Source organism: Luteimonas aquatica, from assembly GCF_022662575.1.
Classification (GTDB): Bacteria; Pseudomonadota; Gammaproteobacteria; order Xanthomonadales; family Xanthomonadaceae; genus Luteimonas; species Luteimonas aquatica.
Map to the genome: position 1 here is coordinate 919122 of NZ_JALBFU010000001.1, position 18593 is coordinate 937714.

The 18593-nt window shown below is 69.9% G+C and carries 17 protein-coding genes and 1 tRNA gene; 12 read left to right on the forward strand and 6 right to left on the reverse strand.

Annotation, left to right across the window (positions count from 1 at the left end; translation table 11 throughout):
- Nucleotides 1-13: 13 nt before the first annotated feature.
- The 4 genes from MD221_RS04235 to MD221_RS04250 form a co-directional block, all read right to left on the reverse strand.
- The gene (locus MD221_RS04235) at nucleotides 14-883 is read right to left on the reverse strand and encodes a VirB8 family type IV secretion system protein (RefSeq protein ID WP_242108060.1); all 870 of its coding nucleotides are present in this window, start codon (nucleotides 881-883) and stop codon (nucleotides 14-16) included.
- Nucleotides 884-967: 84 nt separating this feature from the next.
- On the reverse strand, nucleotides 968-1393 hold the full coding sequence (locus MD221_RS04240; RefSeq protein ID WP_242108061.1) for a toxin co-regulated pilus biosynthesis Q family protein: 426 nt from the start codon (nucleotides 1391-1393) through the stop codon (nucleotides 968-970).
- Nucleotides 1394-1809: 416 nt separating this feature from the next.
- Nucleotides 1810-3495 carry a type IV secretory system conjugative DNA transfer family protein gene (locus MD221_RS04245; RefSeq protein ID WP_242108063.1) on the reverse strand — a complete coding sequence of 562 codons (1686 nt, stop codon included), beginning with the start codon at nucleotides 3493-3495 and terminating at the stop codon, nucleotides 1810-1812.
- A gap of 56 nt (nucleotides 3496-3551) precedes the next feature.
- Entirely contained in the window at nucleotides 3552-3860 is a 309-nt protein-coding gene (locus tag MD221_RS04250) for a hypothetical protein (protein WP_242108065.1), read from the reverse strand.
- A gap of 138 nt (nucleotides 3861-3998) precedes the next feature.
- Between MD221_RS04250 and MD221_RS04255 the strand changes: the two genes are divergently transcribed.
- From MD221_RS04255 to MD221_RS04295, 9 genes are all read left to right on the forward strand, one after another.
- Nucleotides 3999-4075 (forward strand) — tRNA-Arg (locus MD221_RS04255).
- Between the two features lie 112 nt (nucleotides 4076-4187).
- Nucleotides 4188-5723, forward strand: a complete 1536-nt coding sequence (gene amaB, locus MD221_RS04260) for an L-piperidine-6-carboxylate dehydrogenase (RefSeq protein ID WP_242108066.1) — start codon at nucleotides 4188-4190, stop codon at nucleotides 5721-5723.
- Nucleotides 5724-5742: 19 nt separating this feature from the next.
- On the forward strand, nucleotides 5743-6516 hold the full coding sequence (locus tag MD221_RS04265) for an SDR family NAD(P)-dependent oxidoreductase (protein ID WP_242108067.1): 774 nt from the start codon (nucleotides 5743-5745) through the stop codon (nucleotides 6514-6516).
- Between the two features lie 3 nt (nucleotides 6517-6519).
- Nucleotides 6520-7284, forward strand: a complete 765-nt coding sequence (locus tag MD221_RS04270) for a class I SAM-dependent methyltransferase (RefSeq protein ID WP_242108068.1) — start codon at nucleotides 6520-6522, stop codon at nucleotides 7282-7284.
- A gap of 7 nt (nucleotides 7285-7291) precedes the next feature.
- Nucleotides 7292-8350: a quinone-dependent dihydroorotate dehydrogenase gene (locus MD221_RS04275; protein WP_242108069.1), complete on the forward strand. Its 1059-nt coding sequence runs from the start codon at nucleotides 7292-7294 to the stop codon at nucleotides 8348-8350.
- The gene (murB, locus tag MD221_RS04280) at nucleotides 8347-9387 is read left to right on the forward strand and encodes a UDP-N-acetylmuramate dehydrogenase (protein WP_242108070.1); all 1041 of its coding nucleotides are present in this window, start codon (nucleotides 8347-8349) and stop codon (nucleotides 9385-9387) included. Before MD221_RS04275 ends, murB begins: the two co-directional genes overlap by 4 nt.
- Nucleotides 9388-9468: 81 nt before the next feature.
- Complete coding sequence (locus MD221_RS04285) at nucleotides 9469-10380, forward strand: DMT family transporter (RefSeq protein ID WP_242108071.1); 912 nt, start codon at nucleotides 9469-9471, stop codon at nucleotides 10378-10380.
- Nucleotides 10381-10626: 246 nt separating this feature from the next.
- Entirely contained in the window at nucleotides 10627-12045 is a 1419-nt protein-coding gene (locus MD221_RS04290; protein ID WP_242108072.1) for a pectinacetylesterase family protein, read from the forward strand.
- Nucleotides 12046-12114: 69 nt separating this feature from the next.
- Complete coding sequence (locus tag MD221_RS04295) at nucleotides 12115-12726, forward strand: hypothetical protein (RefSeq protein ID WP_242108073.1); 612 nt, start codon at nucleotides 12115-12117, stop codon at nucleotides 12724-12726.
- Nucleotides 12727-12745: 19 nt separating this feature from the next.
- Here MD221_RS04295 and MD221_RS04300 read toward each other — a convergent pair whose 3' ends face one another.
- Both MD221_RS04300 and ispG read right to left on the reverse strand, forming a co-directional pair.
- A complete protein-coding gene (locus tag MD221_RS04300) occupies nucleotides 12746-13468 on the reverse strand; it encodes a phosphatase PAP2 family protein (protein WP_425602197.1) in 723 nt (240 codons plus the stop codon).
- Entirely contained in the window at nucleotides 13449-14726 is a 1278-nt protein-coding gene (gene ispG / locus MD221_RS04305) for a flavodoxin-dependent (E)-4-hydroxy-3-methylbut-2-enyl-diphosphate synthase (protein WP_242108074.1), read from the reverse strand. Before ispG ends, MD221_RS04300 begins: the two co-directional genes overlap by 20 nt.
- Nucleotides 14727-14904: 178 nt before the next feature.
- Here ispG and MD221_RS04310 point away from each other — a divergent pair, with 178 nt between their 5' ends.
- From MD221_RS04310 to MD221_RS04320, 3 genes are all read left to right on the forward strand, one after another.
- Entirely contained in the window at nucleotides 14905-15195 is a 291-nt protein-coding gene (locus MD221_RS04310; RefSeq protein ID WP_242108076.1) for a DUF2218 domain-containing protein, read from the forward strand.
- A gap of 187 nt (nucleotides 15196-15382) precedes the next feature.
- A complete protein-coding gene (gene xseA, locus MD221_RS04315; protein WP_242108078.1) occupies nucleotides 15383-16735 on the forward strand; it encodes an exodeoxyribonuclease VII large subunit in 1353 nt (450 codons plus the stop codon).
- Nucleotides 16736-16853: 118 nt separating this feature from the next.
- Nucleotides 16854-18281, forward strand: coding sequence for an aldehyde dehydrogenase family protein (locus MD221_RS04320; RefSeq protein ID WP_242108079.1), 1428 nt, complete (start codon nucleotides 16854-16856; stop codon nucleotides 18279-18281).
- Nucleotides 18282-18593 lie beyond the last annotated feature (312 nt).

An 18593-nucleotide genomic window follows, 5' to 3' on the forward strand; every position in this document is an offset into this window, starting at 1 on the left:
GGCTCCATTCACATTAATTGGTAGCCGGCAGTGGCTGCTGCGGCACAGTTCCGGGGGGCGGTGGGATCACGCCCGCGTCCCCGACCGCCGGCTGGGCGGCGTCGGGCGAGGCGGCGGCGGGCGGCGCGGCCTGGGGCGCCGGCGCCGTCGGCACCTCGGGCACCGCCGGCGAGGCGTAGTCGTTGTCGGTGCGGTAGCTGGTCACCTGGAAGCCGAGCGGGTTCTCGATGCGCGCCTGGTCGCTCATCTGCAGGTTCGAGTCGTAGGTGAACTCGAGCGTGGCGATCTTGTTGTCCAGCGGCGAGGTGCCGCCGTTGACCTTGTTGTAGATGCTGCGCTGCAGGCGCACCGTCGCGCCCTTGTAGGGCTTGCCGTTGCCGCCGATCAGCACGATGCTGTTGATCTTGACGCGGATGGCGCGCTCCTTGCCGTAGATCTTGTACGGGCTGGCGGCGCTTCCGTAGAGCTGCTTCAGGCTCGACAGCACGTCGCCCTCGGACATGGTGTAGACGGTGGTCCAGTCGCGCAGGTTCATGATCGAGTAGTCGTAGGACTCTCGCGCCAGCACGTAATGGGCGACGTTGCTGCGATTGATCGCCTCGCTGGTGGTGATCGAATTGTTGCGGAAGTCGTCGCGCAGCCTGGCGACGGTGCTGGTGCCCGTGTAGGCGTCGGCCATCACCAGGTACGGCACCTTCTCCTTGAGCGGGAGCACGTAGAAATAGCTGCACGCCATGATCAGGCACAGCACCAGCGCGCTGCCCGCCACCCACCAGGCACGACGCTCGCTGCGGCGCGCGATGTCGGCGATCGTGATTTCGAAGTTGACCGACTTCGAGACGGTATCCTTGACTTTCGACGTGGCTGTCTTGTTATTGGACATCTTGGAGGTTCCGGACTGCAGGTCCCGCTAGGGGCTCGTATCGCCATGCGCCACGGGGCGCGCGAGGCTTCGGCGGGAAGCCGGTCAGGGCGCGGCGGGCGCGGCCTGTGCCTCGGAACCGCCCGAGGGGCGCACCACGATCTGCCTGCCGTCGCTGGAGATCGACACGCCCTGCGCGGCATAGGCCGTGTTGAGCTGCGAGATCGCCTCCTGCAGGTTGAGCGTGTGGATGTCCGAGACCTGCGCGTACAGGGTGAAGTCCGACGGGTGCAGGTAGGACAGCGTCAGCTTCGAGTCCCGCGCCCAGCGGGTGAGCATGTTCTTCAGCGTGCCGTCCATCGGCGACGGGTAGAAGGCGTAGTTCTGGTAGAGCGGGATCGCCTCGGTCGTCTCGGAGAAGCGGTTGACCGGCTTCCAGCGCCCGCTGATGTCCGGCGCGGGGCGCGTCGCGCAGCTCGCCAGCACGAGCGCGAGCGGGATGAGGGCCAGGAGTGAGATACGTTTCTTCACGCTTCCACCGGTCGAAGATTGGAAATAGGGAATGCCCGCAAGCGCGTTGCGGGAATGGCGGGGCGCCAGCCGGACGTCGCGACGAGCGCGCCGACAAGGCCCGAAAGATGTCTTGGATGAACCAGGGACGCCGCATGGGAGTCGACCTTCAGGGCCGGACGGCAGCGCCAGGCGCCGGAACGTCCCGCCGTTCGGGTTCTACCCGCCATCCCCTGTTGCAGTGCCCTTGGCCGCTGCTTTGGAAAGTACAACTGAACCCCCTGCCGAACTCGGCTCCCTGTTCGCCCACAAATCCTGCCGGCCAAACGTGACGACTATCACAATCCGGCCGGGTATGTTCACGAGAAGTTATCCTGTAAGTGAACCGTTGGTCAAGATGCATTAATTGTTAAGAGACGCCGGAACCCCGTTTCGACTCAGAAAGATAGCTTCGGGACGTCAACCTTGGGCAGCAGTCTCTGGGTGAAGTACTTGTCCTTGTAGTACTTGATCTTGTCGCACATCACCGGATGCGGGATGCCCTCGTACAGGAACACCTCCCGGTCGAACCCCATCGCCTTGAGTTCCTGGGGCAGCATCAGCGCCCGCCTCTCCTCGCTCTCGGAGATGGTCACGCTGCCCTGCTGGCCGTGCGAGCGCGAGCGGTTGCGCTTGCGCAAGGTGGTGTAGCCCAGCATCTCGGAATAGTCGTTGGCGTCCTGCTGCTCGCGCGGGGCGTAGATGATCTGCAGGGCATGGTTGGTGATGATGGTGCGCGAGACGTCCTTGCCGTAGGTGGCGTCGAGCTGCGACATGCTCTGGATGATCGGCAGCAGGCGCACGTTGTAGCCGGCCATGTACGAGACCGCCGAGGCGATGATGTCCACCTTGCCGATGGAGGTGAACTCGTCCATCAGCAGCAGGCACTGGTGCTTGAGCTCCGGGTTGTTCTGCGGCAATTCCTTGGTGTTGACGTTGATCAGCTGGCTGAAGAACAGGTTGATGATCAGCCGCGACTCGGACAGCTTGTTGGGCTGGATGCCGATGTAGATGGTCATCTTCTTCCTGCGCACGTCGGTGAGCAGGAAGTCGTCGGCGCCGGTGGCCGCGTCCAGGATGGGGTTGATCCAGGGATTGAGCGGCTCCTTGAACGTGCCCATGATCGAGGCGAACGTCTCGTCGGCCTGGGAGAGCATGTTGGCGAAGGCGCTCTTGGCGTTGCTGCTGAGGAAGCGGCGCTGCGACAGGCCGGTCAGGTATTTCTTCAGGTCGGTGCCGTCGCCCGAGGAGAGCCGGTAGATCGCGCCGAGGGTCGGCGCGCCGTGCGCCCCGGGGAAGCCGGTCTGGATCTCGTCGTCCCAGTTCTCGAACAGGTACAGGGTGAACGCCATGAAGGCGTTGCGGGCCTGGCTGACCCAGAACTTCTGGTCGTCCGAGCCGTCCGGGTACAGCATCGCAGCGATGCTCATCAGGTCGGAGACGCGGAAGGCCGGATCGCTGGAGACGTAGCTGAGCGGGTTCCAGCGGTGGGTGCGCCGGTCCTCGGCGAAGGGGTTGAACAGGAAGATCTCGTGCCCGATCGACTTGCGCCAGCCCGAGGTCAGGTCGAAGTTTTCCTGCTTGATGTCCAGCACCACCATCGATTCCTGGTAGTCGAGCAGGTTCGGGATCACCACGCCCACGCCCTTGCCCGATCGGGTGGGCGCGGCCAGGATCACGAACTGCTGGCCGCCCAGGCGCACCAGGTCGCCCTTGAACTTGCCCACCACCACGCCGTTCTTGGAGGGCTTGAGCAGGCCCTGCTTGGACAGGTCCCCGCTGGTGGCGAAACGCGCCTCGCCGTGGGTGGACTTGGGCTTGGGCTTGAGGATCAGGATCAGCAGCGTGGCATAGGCCAGCAATGGCAGCCCGAAGCCGATCGCGCCGGCCGCCTTGATCTTGCCCACGTACGGCTTGACCTGCGGCAGGTCCATCGCCTGGACGTAGGTCCAGTAGACGTTCCACTTCATGCCTCCCGAATTGAGCTTCAGGAACAGCAGCGTCAGATAGCCGGAAAGATAGAGCCCCACGAAAACCGCAAGCAGCCCCAGCGCTGCCGCGAAAACGACCTTGCCTTTATTCACAACGTATCGATCCCCGAAATTCTTGGCGCCGCTTCGACCTGAGCCCGTCCGCCGTCCTAGCCAAGGAACCGCAGCAGCTTGCGGCCCACGCCCACACCCTTGCCGCGCTTGGAGGCGCGCCGCTTGCTCGTCCGCTCGACCGGCGGCAGCTGCGGATCCTGCTCCTGCTGCTGGGTCTCCTCCCCGGCCAGCCGCTCCAGCCAGACCCGGGCGCTCTCCAGCGTCAGCTCGTGCCGGATCTTGGCGCCGGACAGGGTCATGACCTCGTAAGCGAGGATCTCGCTCGGATCGTATTCCCGGCCGTCCGTGATGGCCATGACCTGATACCCGCCCTGGATGAGGATGGGATGCCTGTATTCCGTCATCGGGTCGTCCTCCTTGGATCGCCTGCGATGATAGTACCCGAACGCCGCGGGCCGCCACTTGTCACGCCCCGGTCATCCGGCGCGTGGCCGCGCTTCGGTTCCCGGAGCAGCGGCGTTCATGCGAAAATTGCCGGCCAAGCCCCCGTAGCTCAGCTGGATAGAGCGTTCCCCTCCTAAGGGAAAGGTCGTGCGTTCGAATCGCGCCGGGGGCGCCATAGGCGGATTCCCCCACGAGAACCTGCCCTGCGGCCCCCTCCGCCACGAGCCTGCGCGCGCCCGCGCACGGGCTTTCCAACGCTTTCCACAGTTTTCAGGAGCCATCGCGCCATGACCCACCCCGTCCTCACCGCCCTCGGCCTCGGCGACAACGAATCCGGCACCTATCTCGGCAACGGCGAATGGTCCAAGACCCGCGATGCCGGCGTGCTGGAGCCGGTCAACCCGACCGACGGCAGCGTGCTGGCGAAGGTGCAGGCCTCCTCGGCGGCCGACTACGAGACCCTGGTCGGCCGCGCCCAGGCCGCCTTCAAGGTCTGGCGCACCACGCCCGCGCCGCGCCGCGGCGAGGCGATCCGCCTGTGCGCCGAGGCGCTGCGCGCGCACAAGGATGCGCTGGGCTCGCTGGTGGCGCTGGAGATGGGCAAGTCGAAGCCCGAGGGCGACGGCGAGGTGCAGGAGATGATCGACATCGGCGAGTTCGCCGTCGGCCTGTCGCGCCAGCTCTACGGCCTGACCATGCACAGCGAGCGCCCGGGCCACCGCATGTACGAGCAGTGGCACCCGATCGGCCTGGTGGGCATCATCAGCGCCTTCAACTTCCCGGTCGCGGTCTGGGCCTGGAACAGCTTCGTGGCCGCGGTCTGCGGCGACATCTCAATCTGGAAGCCCTCGCCCAAGACCCCGCTGTCGGCGATCGCCTCGATGAAGATCTGCAACGAGGCGCTGCGCAAGGGCGGCTTCCCCGACATCTTCTTCCTGTTCAACGACGCCGGCACCGAGCTGGCGCAGGCCTTCGTCGACGACCGCCGCATCCCGCTGATCAGCTTCACCGGCTCGACCCGGGTCGGCCGCGACGTCGGCGAGCGCGTGGCCCAGCGCATGGGCCGCTCGCTGCTGGAGCTGGGCGGCAACAACGCCATCATCGTCGACCAGACCGCCGACCTGAAGCTGGCGATCCCGGCCATCGTCTTCGGCGCGGTCGGCACCGCCGGCCAGCGCTGCACCACCACGCGCCGCCTGTTCGTGCACGAGTCGATCTTTGATGAGGTGCTGGAGAAGCTGGTCAAGGCCTACGCCCAGGTCGAGAAGAAGATCGGCGATCCCACCGATCCGGCCAACCTGATGGGCCCGCTCAACAGCCAGGACGCGGTGAAGGCCTACCTGGGCGCGATCGAGAAGGCCAAGGCCTCCGGCGGCACCATCGCCAGCGGCGGCCGCGCGCTCGAGGACCGCAAGGGCAACTTCGTGCTGCCGGCCATCGTCACCGGCCTGTCCAACGACGCCGAGGTGGTGCAGACCGAAACCTTCGCGCCGATCCTGTACGTGATGCAGTACCGCGACCTGGACGAGGCGATCTTCCTGCAGAACGACGTGCCGCAGGGCCTGTCGTCGTCGATCTTCACCACCAACCTCAAGGCGGCCGAGGCGTTCCTGGCCGCCTCCGGCTCGGACTGCGGCATCGCCAACGTCAACATCGGCACCAGCGGCGCCGAGATCGGCGGCGCCTTCGGCGGCGAGAAGGAAACCGGCGGCGGACGCGAGTCCGGCTCGGACGCCTGGAAGGCCTACATGCGCCGCCAGACCAACACCATCAACTACTCCGACGCGCTGCCGCTGGCGCAGGGCATCAAGTTCGACCTCTGAGTTCCGCGGCCGCAAGCGCATGACGCCCCCTCCCCCACCCTTCGATCTGCGCGGGCACCGGGTCGTCGTGGCCGGCGGCAGCAGGGGGATCGGCCGCGCCATCGCCCTGGCCTTCGCCGCGGCCGGGGCGTCGGTGTCGGTCTGCGCGCGCGGCGCCGCGGCGCTGGCCGACACCCGGGACGCGATCGCCGCCCGCGGCGTGGCGGCGCATGCGCAATCCTGCGACCTGGCCGACGCCGAGGCGATCGCCGCGTACATCGGCGATGCCGCCCGGGCCCTGGGCGGGATCGACGTGCTGGTCAACAACGCCAGCGGCTACGGCTTCCGGGACGGCCGGGACGAGGACTGGAGCGCCAATTTCCAGGTCGACCTGATGGCGGCGGTACGCGCCTCGCGCGCGGCCATTGCCCACCTGCAGGCCTCCGCCCATCCGTGCATCCTGCACACCAGTTCGATCTCCGCCTTCCATCCCAATGTCCGCACCGCGGCCTATGCCGCCCTGAAGGCGGCCCTGGTGCAGTACACGCGCTCGCAGGCCCTGGCGCTGGCGCCGCAGCGCATCCGCGTCAACGCCATCGCGCCGGGGTCGATCGAGTTTCCGGACGGTTTGTGGGACCGCCTCAAGCGCGAGCAGCCGGACCTCTACGCCGCGACGCTGTCGAAGATCCCCTTCGGCCGCTTCGGCACGCCGGAGGAGGTGGCCAATGCCGCGGTCTTCCTCGCCTCGCCCTGGGCCGGCTGGATCACCGGGCAGACGTTGATCGTCGACGGCGGCCAGTTGTTGAATGGATAGACCATGACGGCCGAGCCCACCGAGCGTTTCAGCAACCGCGTCGACGACTACGTCCGCTACCGTCCGGGCTACCCGCCGGCGTTGCTGGCCTGGCTGCGCCAGGCCGAAGGCGTCACTCCGGACCGGGTGGTCGCCGATATCGGCGCCGGCACCGGCATCTCCACGCGCATGTGGCTGGAGGCGGGCCATCCGGTGGTCGGCGTGGAACCGAACGCGGCGATGCGCGAGGCCGCGCGCGAGTGGCTGCGCGCATTCCCCGGCCTGCGCTGGGTCGCGGCGCCGGCCGAGGCCACCACCCTGGCCGACGCCAGCGTCGACCTGGTCTCGGCGGCGCAGGCCTTCCACTGGTTCGACACCGACAAGGTGCGCGGCGAATGGGCGCGCATCCTGCGGCCCGGCGGGCTGGCGGTGGTCTACTGGAACTCGCGCGTGCTCGAGGGGTCCGCCTTCCTGGAAGGCTACGAGCGGCTGCTGCGCGACTTCGGCACCGACTACGAGAGCGTCGCCGAACGCTACCAGGACGACGAGACCATGCGGCGCTGGTTCGGCGCCGGCTTCCACGGCATGGCCAGCTTCCCCAACCGCCAGCGCGTGGATTTCGACGGCCTGCGCGGACGCCTGCTGTCCTCCTCCTACGCGCCGCGCCCCGGCCATCCCCGCTTCGAGCCGATGCTCGCGGCGCTGCGCGAACTGTTCGACGCCAGCGCGACCGATGGCTGCGTCGACTTCGACTACCGGACCCGCGTCTTCGCGGGCGCGCTGCACTAGGCCCGCCGTGTACCGGCTCGCCCGCCCCTTCCTGTTCGGCCTCGACGCCGAACGCGCGCACGGGATCGGCCTGTCCTCGCTCGAGGCCGCCTACCGCACCGGGATGACCCCGCTGCTGGCGCGGCGGCCGCCCGCCTTCCCCACCCGCGCCTTCGGCCTGACCTTCCCCAACCCGGTCGGCCTGGCCGCCGGCCTGGACAAGAACGGCGCGCACATCGACGCCCTGCTCGCGCTCGGCTTCGGCTTCGTCGAGATCGGCACGGTCACGCCCAAGGCGCAGCCGGGCAATCCGATGCCGCGCATGTTCCGCCTGCCCGGGCAGCGGGCGATCATCAACCGCCTCGGCTTCAACAACGAGGGCGTCGACGCGCTCGTCGCCAACGTCGCGCGCGCCCGGCGCCGCAACGGGCTGCTCGGCATCAACATCGGCAAGAACAAGGACACGCCCAACGAGCTGGCCGTCTCCGACTACCTGTTCTGCCTGGAGCGCGTCTATGCGCTGGCCGACTACATCACCGTCAACATCTCCTCGCCCAACACCGCCGGCCTGCGCGAGCTGCAGGAGGAACAGGCGCTGCGCCGCCTGGTCGGCGCCCTGCGCGAGGCGCAGGAGCGGCTGGGCGCGCGCCACGGCAAGCGCGTGCCGATGCTGGTGAAGGTCGCGCCCGACCTCTCCGACGACGACATCGCCGCCGCCGCGCGCGTGCTCGCCGACCTGCAGGTCGACGGCGTGATCGCGACCAACACCACGGTGGCGCGCCCCGGCCTGCAGGAGCACCCGCTCGCCGGCGAGGCCGGCGGCCTGTCCGGCGCGCCGCTGATGGAAAAATCGACCGCGGTGCTGCGCATGCTGCGTACCCGCCTGCCCGACGGGATCCCGCTGATCGGCGTCGGCGGCATCCTCTCCGGCGCCGACGCGGTGCAGAAGATGGCCGCCGGCGCGACGCTGGTGCAGTGCTACAGCGGGCTGATCTACCGCGGCCCGGGCCTGATCGCCGAGTGCAACGCCGCGATCCGCCGCCGCAAGGAAATGCCCAGCCGCGGCAACCTGCCGATCGTGAAATGACCGCGGGCTATCGACTGGTCACCGACGCCGACCTGCGCGCGCGCAACACCTTCGGCGTGGCCGCGCGCGCGCGCCTGCTGGCCGAGGTGCGCGAGGTGGCCAGCCTGCCGGCGCTGTTCGCCGCCGAGCTGGCCGGCGCCACGCCGCTGGTGCTGGGCGGCGGCAGCAACCTGCTGTTCGCCGGCGATCCGCAGGCGCCGCTCGTCTCGATCGAGGCGCGCGGGATTTCCGTCCTCGCCGACGCCGACGACCGCGTCATCGTCCGCGCGGACGCCGGCGTGCCCTGGCACGGCCTGGTCATGGACACGCTGGCGCGCGGCCTGGCCGGCCTGGAGAACCTGGCGCTGATTCCCGGCACCGTGGGCGCGGCGCCGATCCAGAACATCGGCGCCTACGGCGTGGAGGTGGAAACGCGCATCCACCGCGTCGAGGCGTTCGAGCGCGCCACCGGCGCACTGCGCCGGTTCGAGCCGCGCGATTGCGCCTTCGCCTACCGCGACAGCGTCTTCAAGCGCGAACCGGAGCGCTGGATCGTCACCGCGGTCGAGTTCGCGCTCGCGCGCCGCGCCGCGCCGGTGCTCGACTACGCCGGGCTGCGCGAGGAGCTCGCCGCGATGGAGATCGCCGCGCCGAGCGCGGCGCAGGTCGCCGAGGCGGTGATCCGCATCCGCCGCCGCAAGCTGCCCGACCCGGCGCTGATCGGAAACGCCGGCAGCTTCTTCAAGAATCCGATCGTGCCCGACGCGCTCGCGCAGGCCTTGCGGGCCGAGCATCCCACGCTGCCCGTCTTCCCCGGCGCGGGGACGGACACGCGCAAGCTCTCCGCGGCCTGGCTGATCGATGCCTGCGGCTGGAAGGGCTTCCGCGACGGCGACGCAGGCGTGTCCGACCGGCACGCGCTGGTGCTAGTCAACCACGGCCGGGCCACCGGCGCGCAGTTGCTGGCGCTGGCGCGGCGGATCGCCGGCTCCGTGCGCGAGCGCTTCGGCGTGGCGCTGGAACCCGAACCACGCATCGTGCAGGACAGCTGGAACTGAGCGGCCGGACACGCCGATCGCGAACGCCCTCCCAATCCCACCCGCCGGTACGCAAGCGCGCGCCGGCCCGAAGACCCTCCGATGTCCGCCCCCCTCTCCACGCCCGTCCGCGCCGCCCTGCTGATGCTGGCGAGCACGTTCTGCTTCGGCCTGATGGCGGTGGCGATCCGCTTCGCCTCGCAGACGCTGCCGACGCTGGAAATCGCCTTCTTCCGCAACGCCTTCGGCCTGCTGGCGCTGCTGCCGCTGCTGCTGCGCGCCGGGCGCCCGCTGCCGCGCACGCGGCAGCTGCCGCGCTATCTGCTGCGCAGCGCCATCGGCATGGGATCGATGCTGGCCGGTTTCTGGGCCATCGGCCACCTGCCGATGGCGCAGGCGATCTCCCTGTCCTACTCGACTCCGCTGTTCGTCACCATCGCCGCCGTGCTCTGGCTCAACGAGGTCGTGCGCATGCGCCGCTGGGCAGCGGTCTTCGTCGGCTTCCTCGGCGTGCTGGTGGTGGTGCAGCCTTGGTCGCACGCCTTCAGCGCCGGCAGCCTGGTGGCGGTGCTGGCGGCCGTGCTCAGCGCGGTGGTCGCGATCCAGATCAAGCAGCTCTCGGCGGTGGATTCCGCCGACACCATCGTGTTCTACACCTACCTGTTCTGGGTGCCGCTGTCGTTCGTGCCCGCGCTGTTCGTCTGGCAATGGCCGCAGGGCATCGCCTGGGTCTGGCTGCTGGCCACCGGCGTCTTCGGCACCGGCGGGCAGCTGCTGTGGACGCGCGCGCTCAAGCTCGGCGACGTCTCGGCGCTGACGCCGATCAGCTTCATGCAGCTGCCGATCGTCTCGCTGGCCGGCTGGCTGCTGTTCGACGAATCGCTCGGCCGGACGACCCTGATCGGCGCCGCCATCATCCTCGCCGCCAACGCCTACATCGCCCACCGCGAGGCCGTGCTGGCGCAGCGCGCGGCCACCGCCGCCCCGGTGGAGGCGGCCAAGCCCGGCGAGTGATCGCCGCAAAACCATGTTGCAGCGCACGAAGCCCGGCGCCGCGACCTGGGCCCCGGCGGGGGGCAAAACGGCAATGCAGCGTGGCATTTCCGGACACCTAGGCTCCGAACGCACGTCCTTGTTGACCCTTTCACGAGGACGGTGCTACTCCATACGCCGCCGTACGACACGGATGCAGGCAATCGGACTGCGACGCATCCGTCTCATCCCAAGCTGTCATTCAATCCATTTCAGGAGGTATGGATCATGGCCCTACGCAAGCGCGCGCCCCAACATCTGCCCCTGGTCCTGGCGACCGCCGCCGTCACCGTGCTCGCCGCGCAAACCGCGCATGCCGAGGCGGGCGACTACAGCTTCTGGCAAACCCTGGTGAACCTGGTCTCGCCGCCGGCCGCCGACAACAAGGTCCAGCCGCGTGACCGGCAAGGCGCCTATCCGCTGCTCAGCAACCCGACCGCCGGCTTCGACGACGGCTTCAGTCCCGGCGCCTACGGCACCTGGCAGACCGTGCAGCTCGCGCCGGGCACCGGGGCGGTGTGCGGCAACGGCTCGCCGTACAAGTTCTTCGTCAACCGCGTCGCCAACACGCGCAACACCATCATCTACATGGAAGGCGGCGGCGCGTGCTGGGACTACGCCAGCTGCACCGGCCAGACCGGCATCCGCGGCGCGCGCAACCCCAACGGCATCCCCGACGACTACATGAGCCTGCTCAACCCGGGCTCCAGCCTGGTCAGCCCGTTCGTCACCCGCGTCAGCCCGTTCGACGCGGTGAAGACGCAGCAGTGGAACATGGTCTACGTGCCCTACTGCACTGGCGACATCTACAGCGGCGACAAGGTCGCCGTGTACGACGATCCCACCGGGCAGAACGCGCCGCTGATCTGGCACCACAACGGCCTGCGCAACGTGCGCGCGGTGACGGCGTGGCTGAAGGACAACCTGCCGCGCCCGACGCAGATGCTGTCCACCGGCTGCAGCGCCGGCGGCGTCGGCAGCCTGACCAACTATGTCGGCCTGCGCAACGACATCGCCCCCGACAAGGGCTTCCTGATCGACGATTCCGGCCCGGTGTATTCGGCGCCGCTCGACGCCGATCCGCAGCAATATCCCTCGCAGCCGCTGAACCTGAAGATTCGCGACGCCTGGGGCCTGGACGCGCCCGACGGGCCGCTGTGGTACCTGTCGAGCCTGCTGCCCCAGCTCGACCGCAACGACCTCGGCTCGCTGTACCCGGCGCTGTCGGGCAAGTTCGCCCAGGACCGCCTCGGCCATACCCACTTCTGGCAGGACCTGAACTTCTCCAGCTATTCCTACGAGCGCTTCTATCCCGAAATCGAGAACGCGCCCGACCAGGCCACCAAGGAGCAGCTGATCCACGCCAAGTGGTCCGTCGACACCGGCCGCCTGCGCTTCACCCTGGACGGCCTGGACAACTTCGGCGGCTATTTCCCGCAGTACCGCGCCGTCAACGAAAGCCACTGCACCACCATCGTCGACTTCAAGAACGGCGACATCCAGGCGCAGGACCTGGAGCTGAAGAACTTCATCGACAGCGTCCTCGACGGCCAGGGCAAGGTGCTCGACGCCTCCGAGAACGACGACACCGCCGACCGCAACAAGCCCTTCAACCTGCTCTATTGGCTGGTCGATCAGTTAATCTGACCGGCGACGCCACCCTGCGCGCGGGAGCGGACCGGATCCGCTCCCGCGCGAACGCCCATTAAAATCCGATTGCTGATCTTCCTGCTGGTCCTGGCCGTGTCCGGCGCGTTCGGCTGGCACGCGCTGCGCACGCGTGCGCCCGCCGGAGCCTTCTCCGACGCCGGCCCCTCGGCCGCGCCCGCCGCGGTGCCCGCCTCCGCCACCGAGCTCGCCGCCTTGCGGGCCACGCCGCAGGCGCGGGACTACGCCGCGCGCAGGGCTTTCGACGCCGACATCCGCGCCTACCTGCGCGAGGCGTCCGCCATGAACGCCGTGCAGCGCTCCGAGCGCGCGCGCGCGCTCAGCGCGCAGATCGACGCCTACGAGCGGGCGCGGCAGCTCTCCGCCGGCGAGGCGCTGCTGCTGCGCGCCGCCCTGATCCAGGCCAGCGGCGCCGAGGAGCCGGCGCGCGCCGAGCAGATGGCGGCGCTGGTGCAGCGCTACCGGGACACTGCGCAGCGGCGCGAGGCCGAATGGAACGCGCAGCTGCAGCACGATCCGAAATTCCGCGACTACAAATCCCGCGAACGCGAGATCGTCGCCGAGGTGATGGCGATGCCGCACATCCCCGGCGGCCTCAGCCGCGATGCGTATCTGCGCCAGCGCCTGCTGCAGGCGCGCGAACAGGCCTACAGGCAGTAGCGCCGGCCCGGCGCGACGCCTAGCCGGGCGCGGTGCCCGGGCGCTGCCGCCACGGCCGCAGCCCGCCGCGGAACACCAGCGCATAGACGCCGACCGTCCACACCGCCGCCGCGGCCCAGCCGGCGAGGATGTCGGACGGGTAATGCACCCCGAGGTAGATCCGCGACAAGCCGACCATCGGCACGAACACCGCCATCCCCGCCACCGCCCAGCGGCGCCAGCGCGTCGGCCAGGCCAGCAGGATCAGCACCAGGGCCAGCGTCATCGAGCCCATCGCGTGGCCGCTGGGGAAACTGAAATTGTGCTCGGGCGCGATCGATTCCCACAGGCTGGGCCGCTCGCGCGCGAAGAACTGCTTGGCCGCGATATTCAGCAGCGCCGAGCCGCCCAGCGCCACCGCGGCGAAGATGCCCTCGGCCAGGCGCCGGCGCAGCGCCAGTCCCAGCACCAGCAGCAGGTCGACCGGGACCACGCCGTACTCGTAGCCGAGCGCGGAAAAGACCAGGAACACGCGGTCGAAACCCGAGCGCGCGACCTCGTGGGCGAACAGCAGCATGGGTTCGTCGAAGGCGAAAGCCTCGGCTTCGTGCACCTCGTCGGCCAGTTCCACGAACAGCCACAGCGGCAGCAGCACGCCGGCGAACAGCAGCAGCAACCGCCAGCCGCGGCGACGCAGGAAGCCGGCGCCGGCCCGCGCCTCCTCGCGCAGGGCCGAGGACGCCTCAGCCGGCTTGCGCGGCACGGCGGTATTTGCGCTCGACGTAGTCGTCGATGACGCCGACGAACTCGTGCGCGATGTTCTCCCCGCGCAGCGTCATCGCCTTCTCGCCGTCGATGAACACCGGCGCGGCGGGCGCCTCGCCCGTGCCCGGCAGCGAGATGCCGATATTGGCGTGGCGCGATTCCCCCGGGCCGTTGACCACGCAGCCCATCACCGCCAGGGTCAGGTTCTCGGCGCCCGGATGGCTCACCTTCCATTCCGGCATGCGGTCGCGCACGTGCTGCTGCACGACCTTGGCCAGCTCCTGGAAGAATTCCGACGTGGTGCGCCCGCAACCCGGGCAGGCGGTGACCATCGGCGTGAACGCGCGCAGGCCCATGGTCTGCAGCAGTTCCTGCGCCACCACCACCTCCTGCGTGCGCGAGGTGCCGGGTTCGGGCGTGAGCGAGATGCGGATGGTGTCGCCGATGCCTTCCTGCAGCAGCACCGACAGCGCCGCGCTGGAGGCGACGATGCCCTTGCTGCCGATGCCGGCCTCGGTCAGGCCCAGGTGCAGGGCGAAGTCCGAGCGCGAGGCCAGATCGCGGTACACCGCGATCAGCTCCTGCACGCCGCTGACCTTGCAGCTGAGCACGATGCGCGCGGCCGGCAGGCCGAGCTCGACCGCGCGCGCGGCCGAGTCCAGCGCCGAGCGGATCAGCGCCTCGCGCAGCACGCGGCCGGCGTCCCAGGGCTCGGCGCGCAGATGGTTCTCGTCCATCAGCTGCGCCGCCAGCGCCTGGTCCAGCGATCCCCAGTTGGCGCCGATGCGCACCGGCTTGTCGTAGCGGATCGCGAACTCGATCAGCTGCGCGAACTGCAGGTCCTTCTTCTTGCCGAAACCGACGTTGCCCGGGTTGATGCGGTACTTGGCCAGTGCCTGCGCGCAGGCCGGCTCGTTGGCGAGCAGCTGATGGCCGTTGTAGTGGAAGTCGCCGATGATCGGCACCTGGATGCCCATCATCGCCAGCTTCTCGACGATCCTGGGCACGGCCGCGGCGGACTCGGGATTGTTCACCGTCACCCGCACCAGCTCCGAGCCGGCGCGCCAGAGCTCGGCCACCTGCTTGACGGTGGAGGCGACGTCGGCGGTGTCGGTGTTGGTCATCGACTGCACCACCACCGGCGCCTGCCCGCCGACGGCCACGCCGCCGATGCGCACCTGGCGCGTGGCGCGGCGCGGCTGCGGGCCGAAGGCCGGCGCGGGATCGCGGTGGCAAGGCAAGGACTGGGCGTTCATGGCGACATTCTAGCCTGGGACATGGACGCCGGAATCCGCGCGCGCGCCGCCGTTGCGCTCCGATGCGGGAAGCGGGGAGGCGTCTGCAACGCAGCTTCCCGCCCCGGTGCCGCGGCCGGCCTTGCAATCGCCGCCGCGCCCCAGATGTAGGGGAACGCCCCCCACGCAGGAACCGTTCATGGCCACCACGTCCGCCTCCATCCCCACCGCCGACGGCGCCCGCCTCGTCAAGCGCCTGTGCGCCCACTGGGGCCACAAGTTTCAGGTCGAATCCGGCGAGGGTCATGGTCGCATCGCCTTCGACGCGCACACCCAGGTGCGGCTGGACGCCTCCGACGCCGCGCTGGAGGCGGTCATCGACGCCGCCGATCCGGCGCGCGCGGCGCAACTGCAGCCGGTGGTCGCCGAACACCTGAACCGCATGGCGCGCGGCGAGGTGCTGGCCGTCGCCTGGTCCGCCATCGCCTGAGGCATGACGCCGGCGGCGTCCTGATCCGGCGGATTGCTCAAAGCGCACCCGCCGTGCGTTTTTCATGTCGCCGGCCCGGTCCATGCCCGGACTCGTTCGCGCCGAATCGAGCCCTTGCGCGCTTTGCCTGGTCGTCGCGGCCATCCCACCGGCGGCCTGTTTTCCAGCGGCCTGCTAGGCTGTCGCGATGCAGCCTTCCTCCCGCGACGTCCTCACCCCCAGCCAACTCAATGCCCTGGCGCGCGGCCTGCTGGAGGACGCCTTTCCGGTGGTGCTGGTGGAAGGCGAACTCGGCAACCTGTCGCGGCCGGCCTCGGGGCACCTGTATTTCACCCTCAAGGACGCGCGCGCCCAGGTGCGCTGCGCCCTGTTCAAGCCCAAGAGCCAGTGGCTGCCTTTCCAGCCGCGCGAGGGCCTGCGCGTGCTCGCGCGCGGCCGGCTCACGCTGTACGAGGCGCGCGGCGACTATCAGCTGATCCTCGATTCGCTGGAGGAGGCCGGCGAAGGCGCCCTGCGCCGCGCCTTCGAGCAGCTCAAGGCCAAGCTGCAGGCCGAGGGCCTGTTCGACGCCGAGCGCAAGCGCCCCCTGCCCGCCTACGTGCGCCGCCTGGGCGTGCTCACCTCGCCGAGCGGCGCGGCGGTGCGCGACGTGCTGAGCGTGCTGGCGCGGCGCTTCCCGCTGCTCGAGGTGGACGTGCTGCCGGTGCCCGTGCAGGGCGAGACGGCGGCCGCTCAGATCGCAGCGATGCTGGCGCGCGCCAACGCCTCGGGCCGCTACGACGCGCTGCTGCTCGCGCGCGGCGGCGGCTCGCTGGAGGACCTGTGGGCCTTCAACGACGAGGCGCTGGCGCGCGCGATCGCGGCCTCGCCCACGCCCGTGGTGTCCGCGGTGGGCCACGAGACCGATTTCACCCTCGCCGACTTCGCCGCCGACCTGCGCGCACCCACGCCCTCGGTCGCCGCGGAATTGCTGGCCCCCGACCGGCGCGACCTGCTGACGCGGCTCGCCGGCCTGCAGCGGCGCCTGCAGACCCTGCACCTGCACCGGCTGCGCAACGCCATGCAGCGCGCCGACCGCGCCGCGCTGCGGCTGAACGCCCTGCGCCCGCAGGCGCGGCTGCGAGCGCTGCGCGAACGCCAGCGCGAGGCGCTGCGGCGCCTGTCGGCGGCCTGGCGCGCGCGCGCCGATCGCGACCTCGCCGCGCTGCGCCACGCCGACGCCGTGCTGCGCGCCACGCACCCGCGGCGGCGCCTGGCGCTGCTGCGCGAACGGCTGGCCGGGCTCGCGCCGCGCCCGCGCGCGGCGATCGTCCGGCAGTTGCAGCGCGAGGCGCTGCGCGCGCGCGGGCTGGCGCGCTCGCTGGAGGCGGTGAGTCCGCTGGCGACGGTGGCGCGCGGCTACGCGATCCTGCGGCACGAGGACGGCCGCGTGGTGCGCGCGGTCGCCGACGCGCGTCCCGGCGATCGCCTCGATGCGCGCCTGAGCGACGGGCATCTGCGCGTGCGCGTGGAATCCCCCGCGCGGGACGAGGACGGCTGACAAGATCCGCCGAGGCTCGGCGATGCGAAGCGGCGCCGGATTTTCACACTGACTTTTTACGCCGCATGCGCGATCCTGTCGGCCGGAACGCCCCCTCCGCGCATCGAACGGATCCCGCATGCTGAAGAAACGCTATCCCTACTACCTCGCCGGCAAGCCGGTGGCCGCCAATGCCGACCTCGAGGTACTCGACAAGTACTCGGGCAAGCGCGCCACCCGCGTGGCCTTCGCCGACGCGGTCGCGGTGCGCAAGGCGATCGTCGCCGCGCACAAGGCCGCCCCGGCGATGGCGGCGATGCCGCACGACGCGCGGCGCGACGTGCTCGAGCATTGCGTGCGCCGTTTCAGCGAGCGCCAGGAGGAACTCGCGCTGGCGCTGTGCATCGAGGCCGGCAAGCCGATCAGGGACGCGCGCGGCGAGGTCACCCGCCTGATCGACACCTTCCGCATCGCCGCCGGCGAGGCCACGCGCCTGGGCGGCGAGGTGATCGACCTGGAAATCTCCCCGCGCACGCGCGGCTACCGCGGCATGGTCAAGCGCGTGCCGATCGGGGCCTGCGCGTTCATCACGCCGTTCAACTTCCCCTTGAACCTGGTCGCGCACAAGGTGGCCCCGGCCATCGCCGCCGGCTGCCCGTTCGTGCTCAAGCCGGCGCCGAAGACGCCGATCGGCGCGCTGATCATCGGCGAGGTGCTGGCCGAGACCGACCTGCCCGCCGGCGCGTTCTCGGTACTGGCCTGCAGCAACGAGGACGCCGGCCTGCTGGTGGAGGACGAGCGCATCAGGCTGCTCAGCTTCACCGGCGGCCTGGTCGGCTGGGACCTGAAGGCGCGCGCCGGCCGCAAGAAGGTGACGCTGGAGCTGGGCGGCAACGCCGCGTGCATCGTCGATGACGACCCGGGCATCGCTCTCGACGCCGTGGTCGAGCGCCTGGTCTTCGGCGCCTACTACCAGTCGGGACAAAGCTGCATCAGCGTGCAGCGCATCCTCGTCCATGCCGACATCTACGAGAAGCTGCGGCGCAAGCTCAAGGCGGCGGTCGCCGGGCTCAGGACCGGCGATCCGCGCGAGGAAAAGACCTTCATCGGCCCGATGGTCGACGAAGCGGCCGCCAGGCGCGTCGAATCCTGGATCAAGGCCGCGAGGAAGAGCGGCGCCAAGGTGCTGGTCGGCGGCGAGCGCGTGGGCAACCTGCTGCCCGCCGCGCTGCTGGAGAACGTGCCGCGCGAGGCCGACCTGTACCGCAAGGAGGCCTTTGGTCCCGTCGCCTGCCTGGAGCCCTTCGACGATTTCGAGGACGCCATCGCGCGCGTCAACGACAGCGACTTCGGCCTGCAGGCCGGCGTCTTCAGCGGCCGCCTCGCGCACGCCATGCGCGCCTGGGACGCGCTGGAGGTGGGCGGCGTGATCGTCGGCGACGTGCCGAGCTTCCGCGTCGACAACATGCCCTACGGTGGCGTGAAGCATTCCGGCCTCGGCCGCGAGGGCGTGCGCTACGCGATGGAGGACATGTCCGAGCCGCGCCTGCTGGTGATCCGCGGCTGACGGGACGGTCACGGCGCACCGTTGCGCCGTGACGGCCGACACGCAACATCCCGGCGATGCCTCGCGCGCGCGTGACGATCCGCGTCGCGCGCCTGCGCATCGCCGGACACGCGCCTTCACCTCGTCTACACATCGATCGTGATGATTCTGCGCATGTCGTTTCTGCGCGTGTAATGCCGGTTTCCGATGATTGCTGCGTCTGCACACGCATGGCGCGTCAACGCGGCTTCACAATCGCCGACGCGGATGCTATCTAGCGCGCAGGGGGATCCATCACATCGCCGCGATCGCGGGGAGCGCGCCCATCCGGGC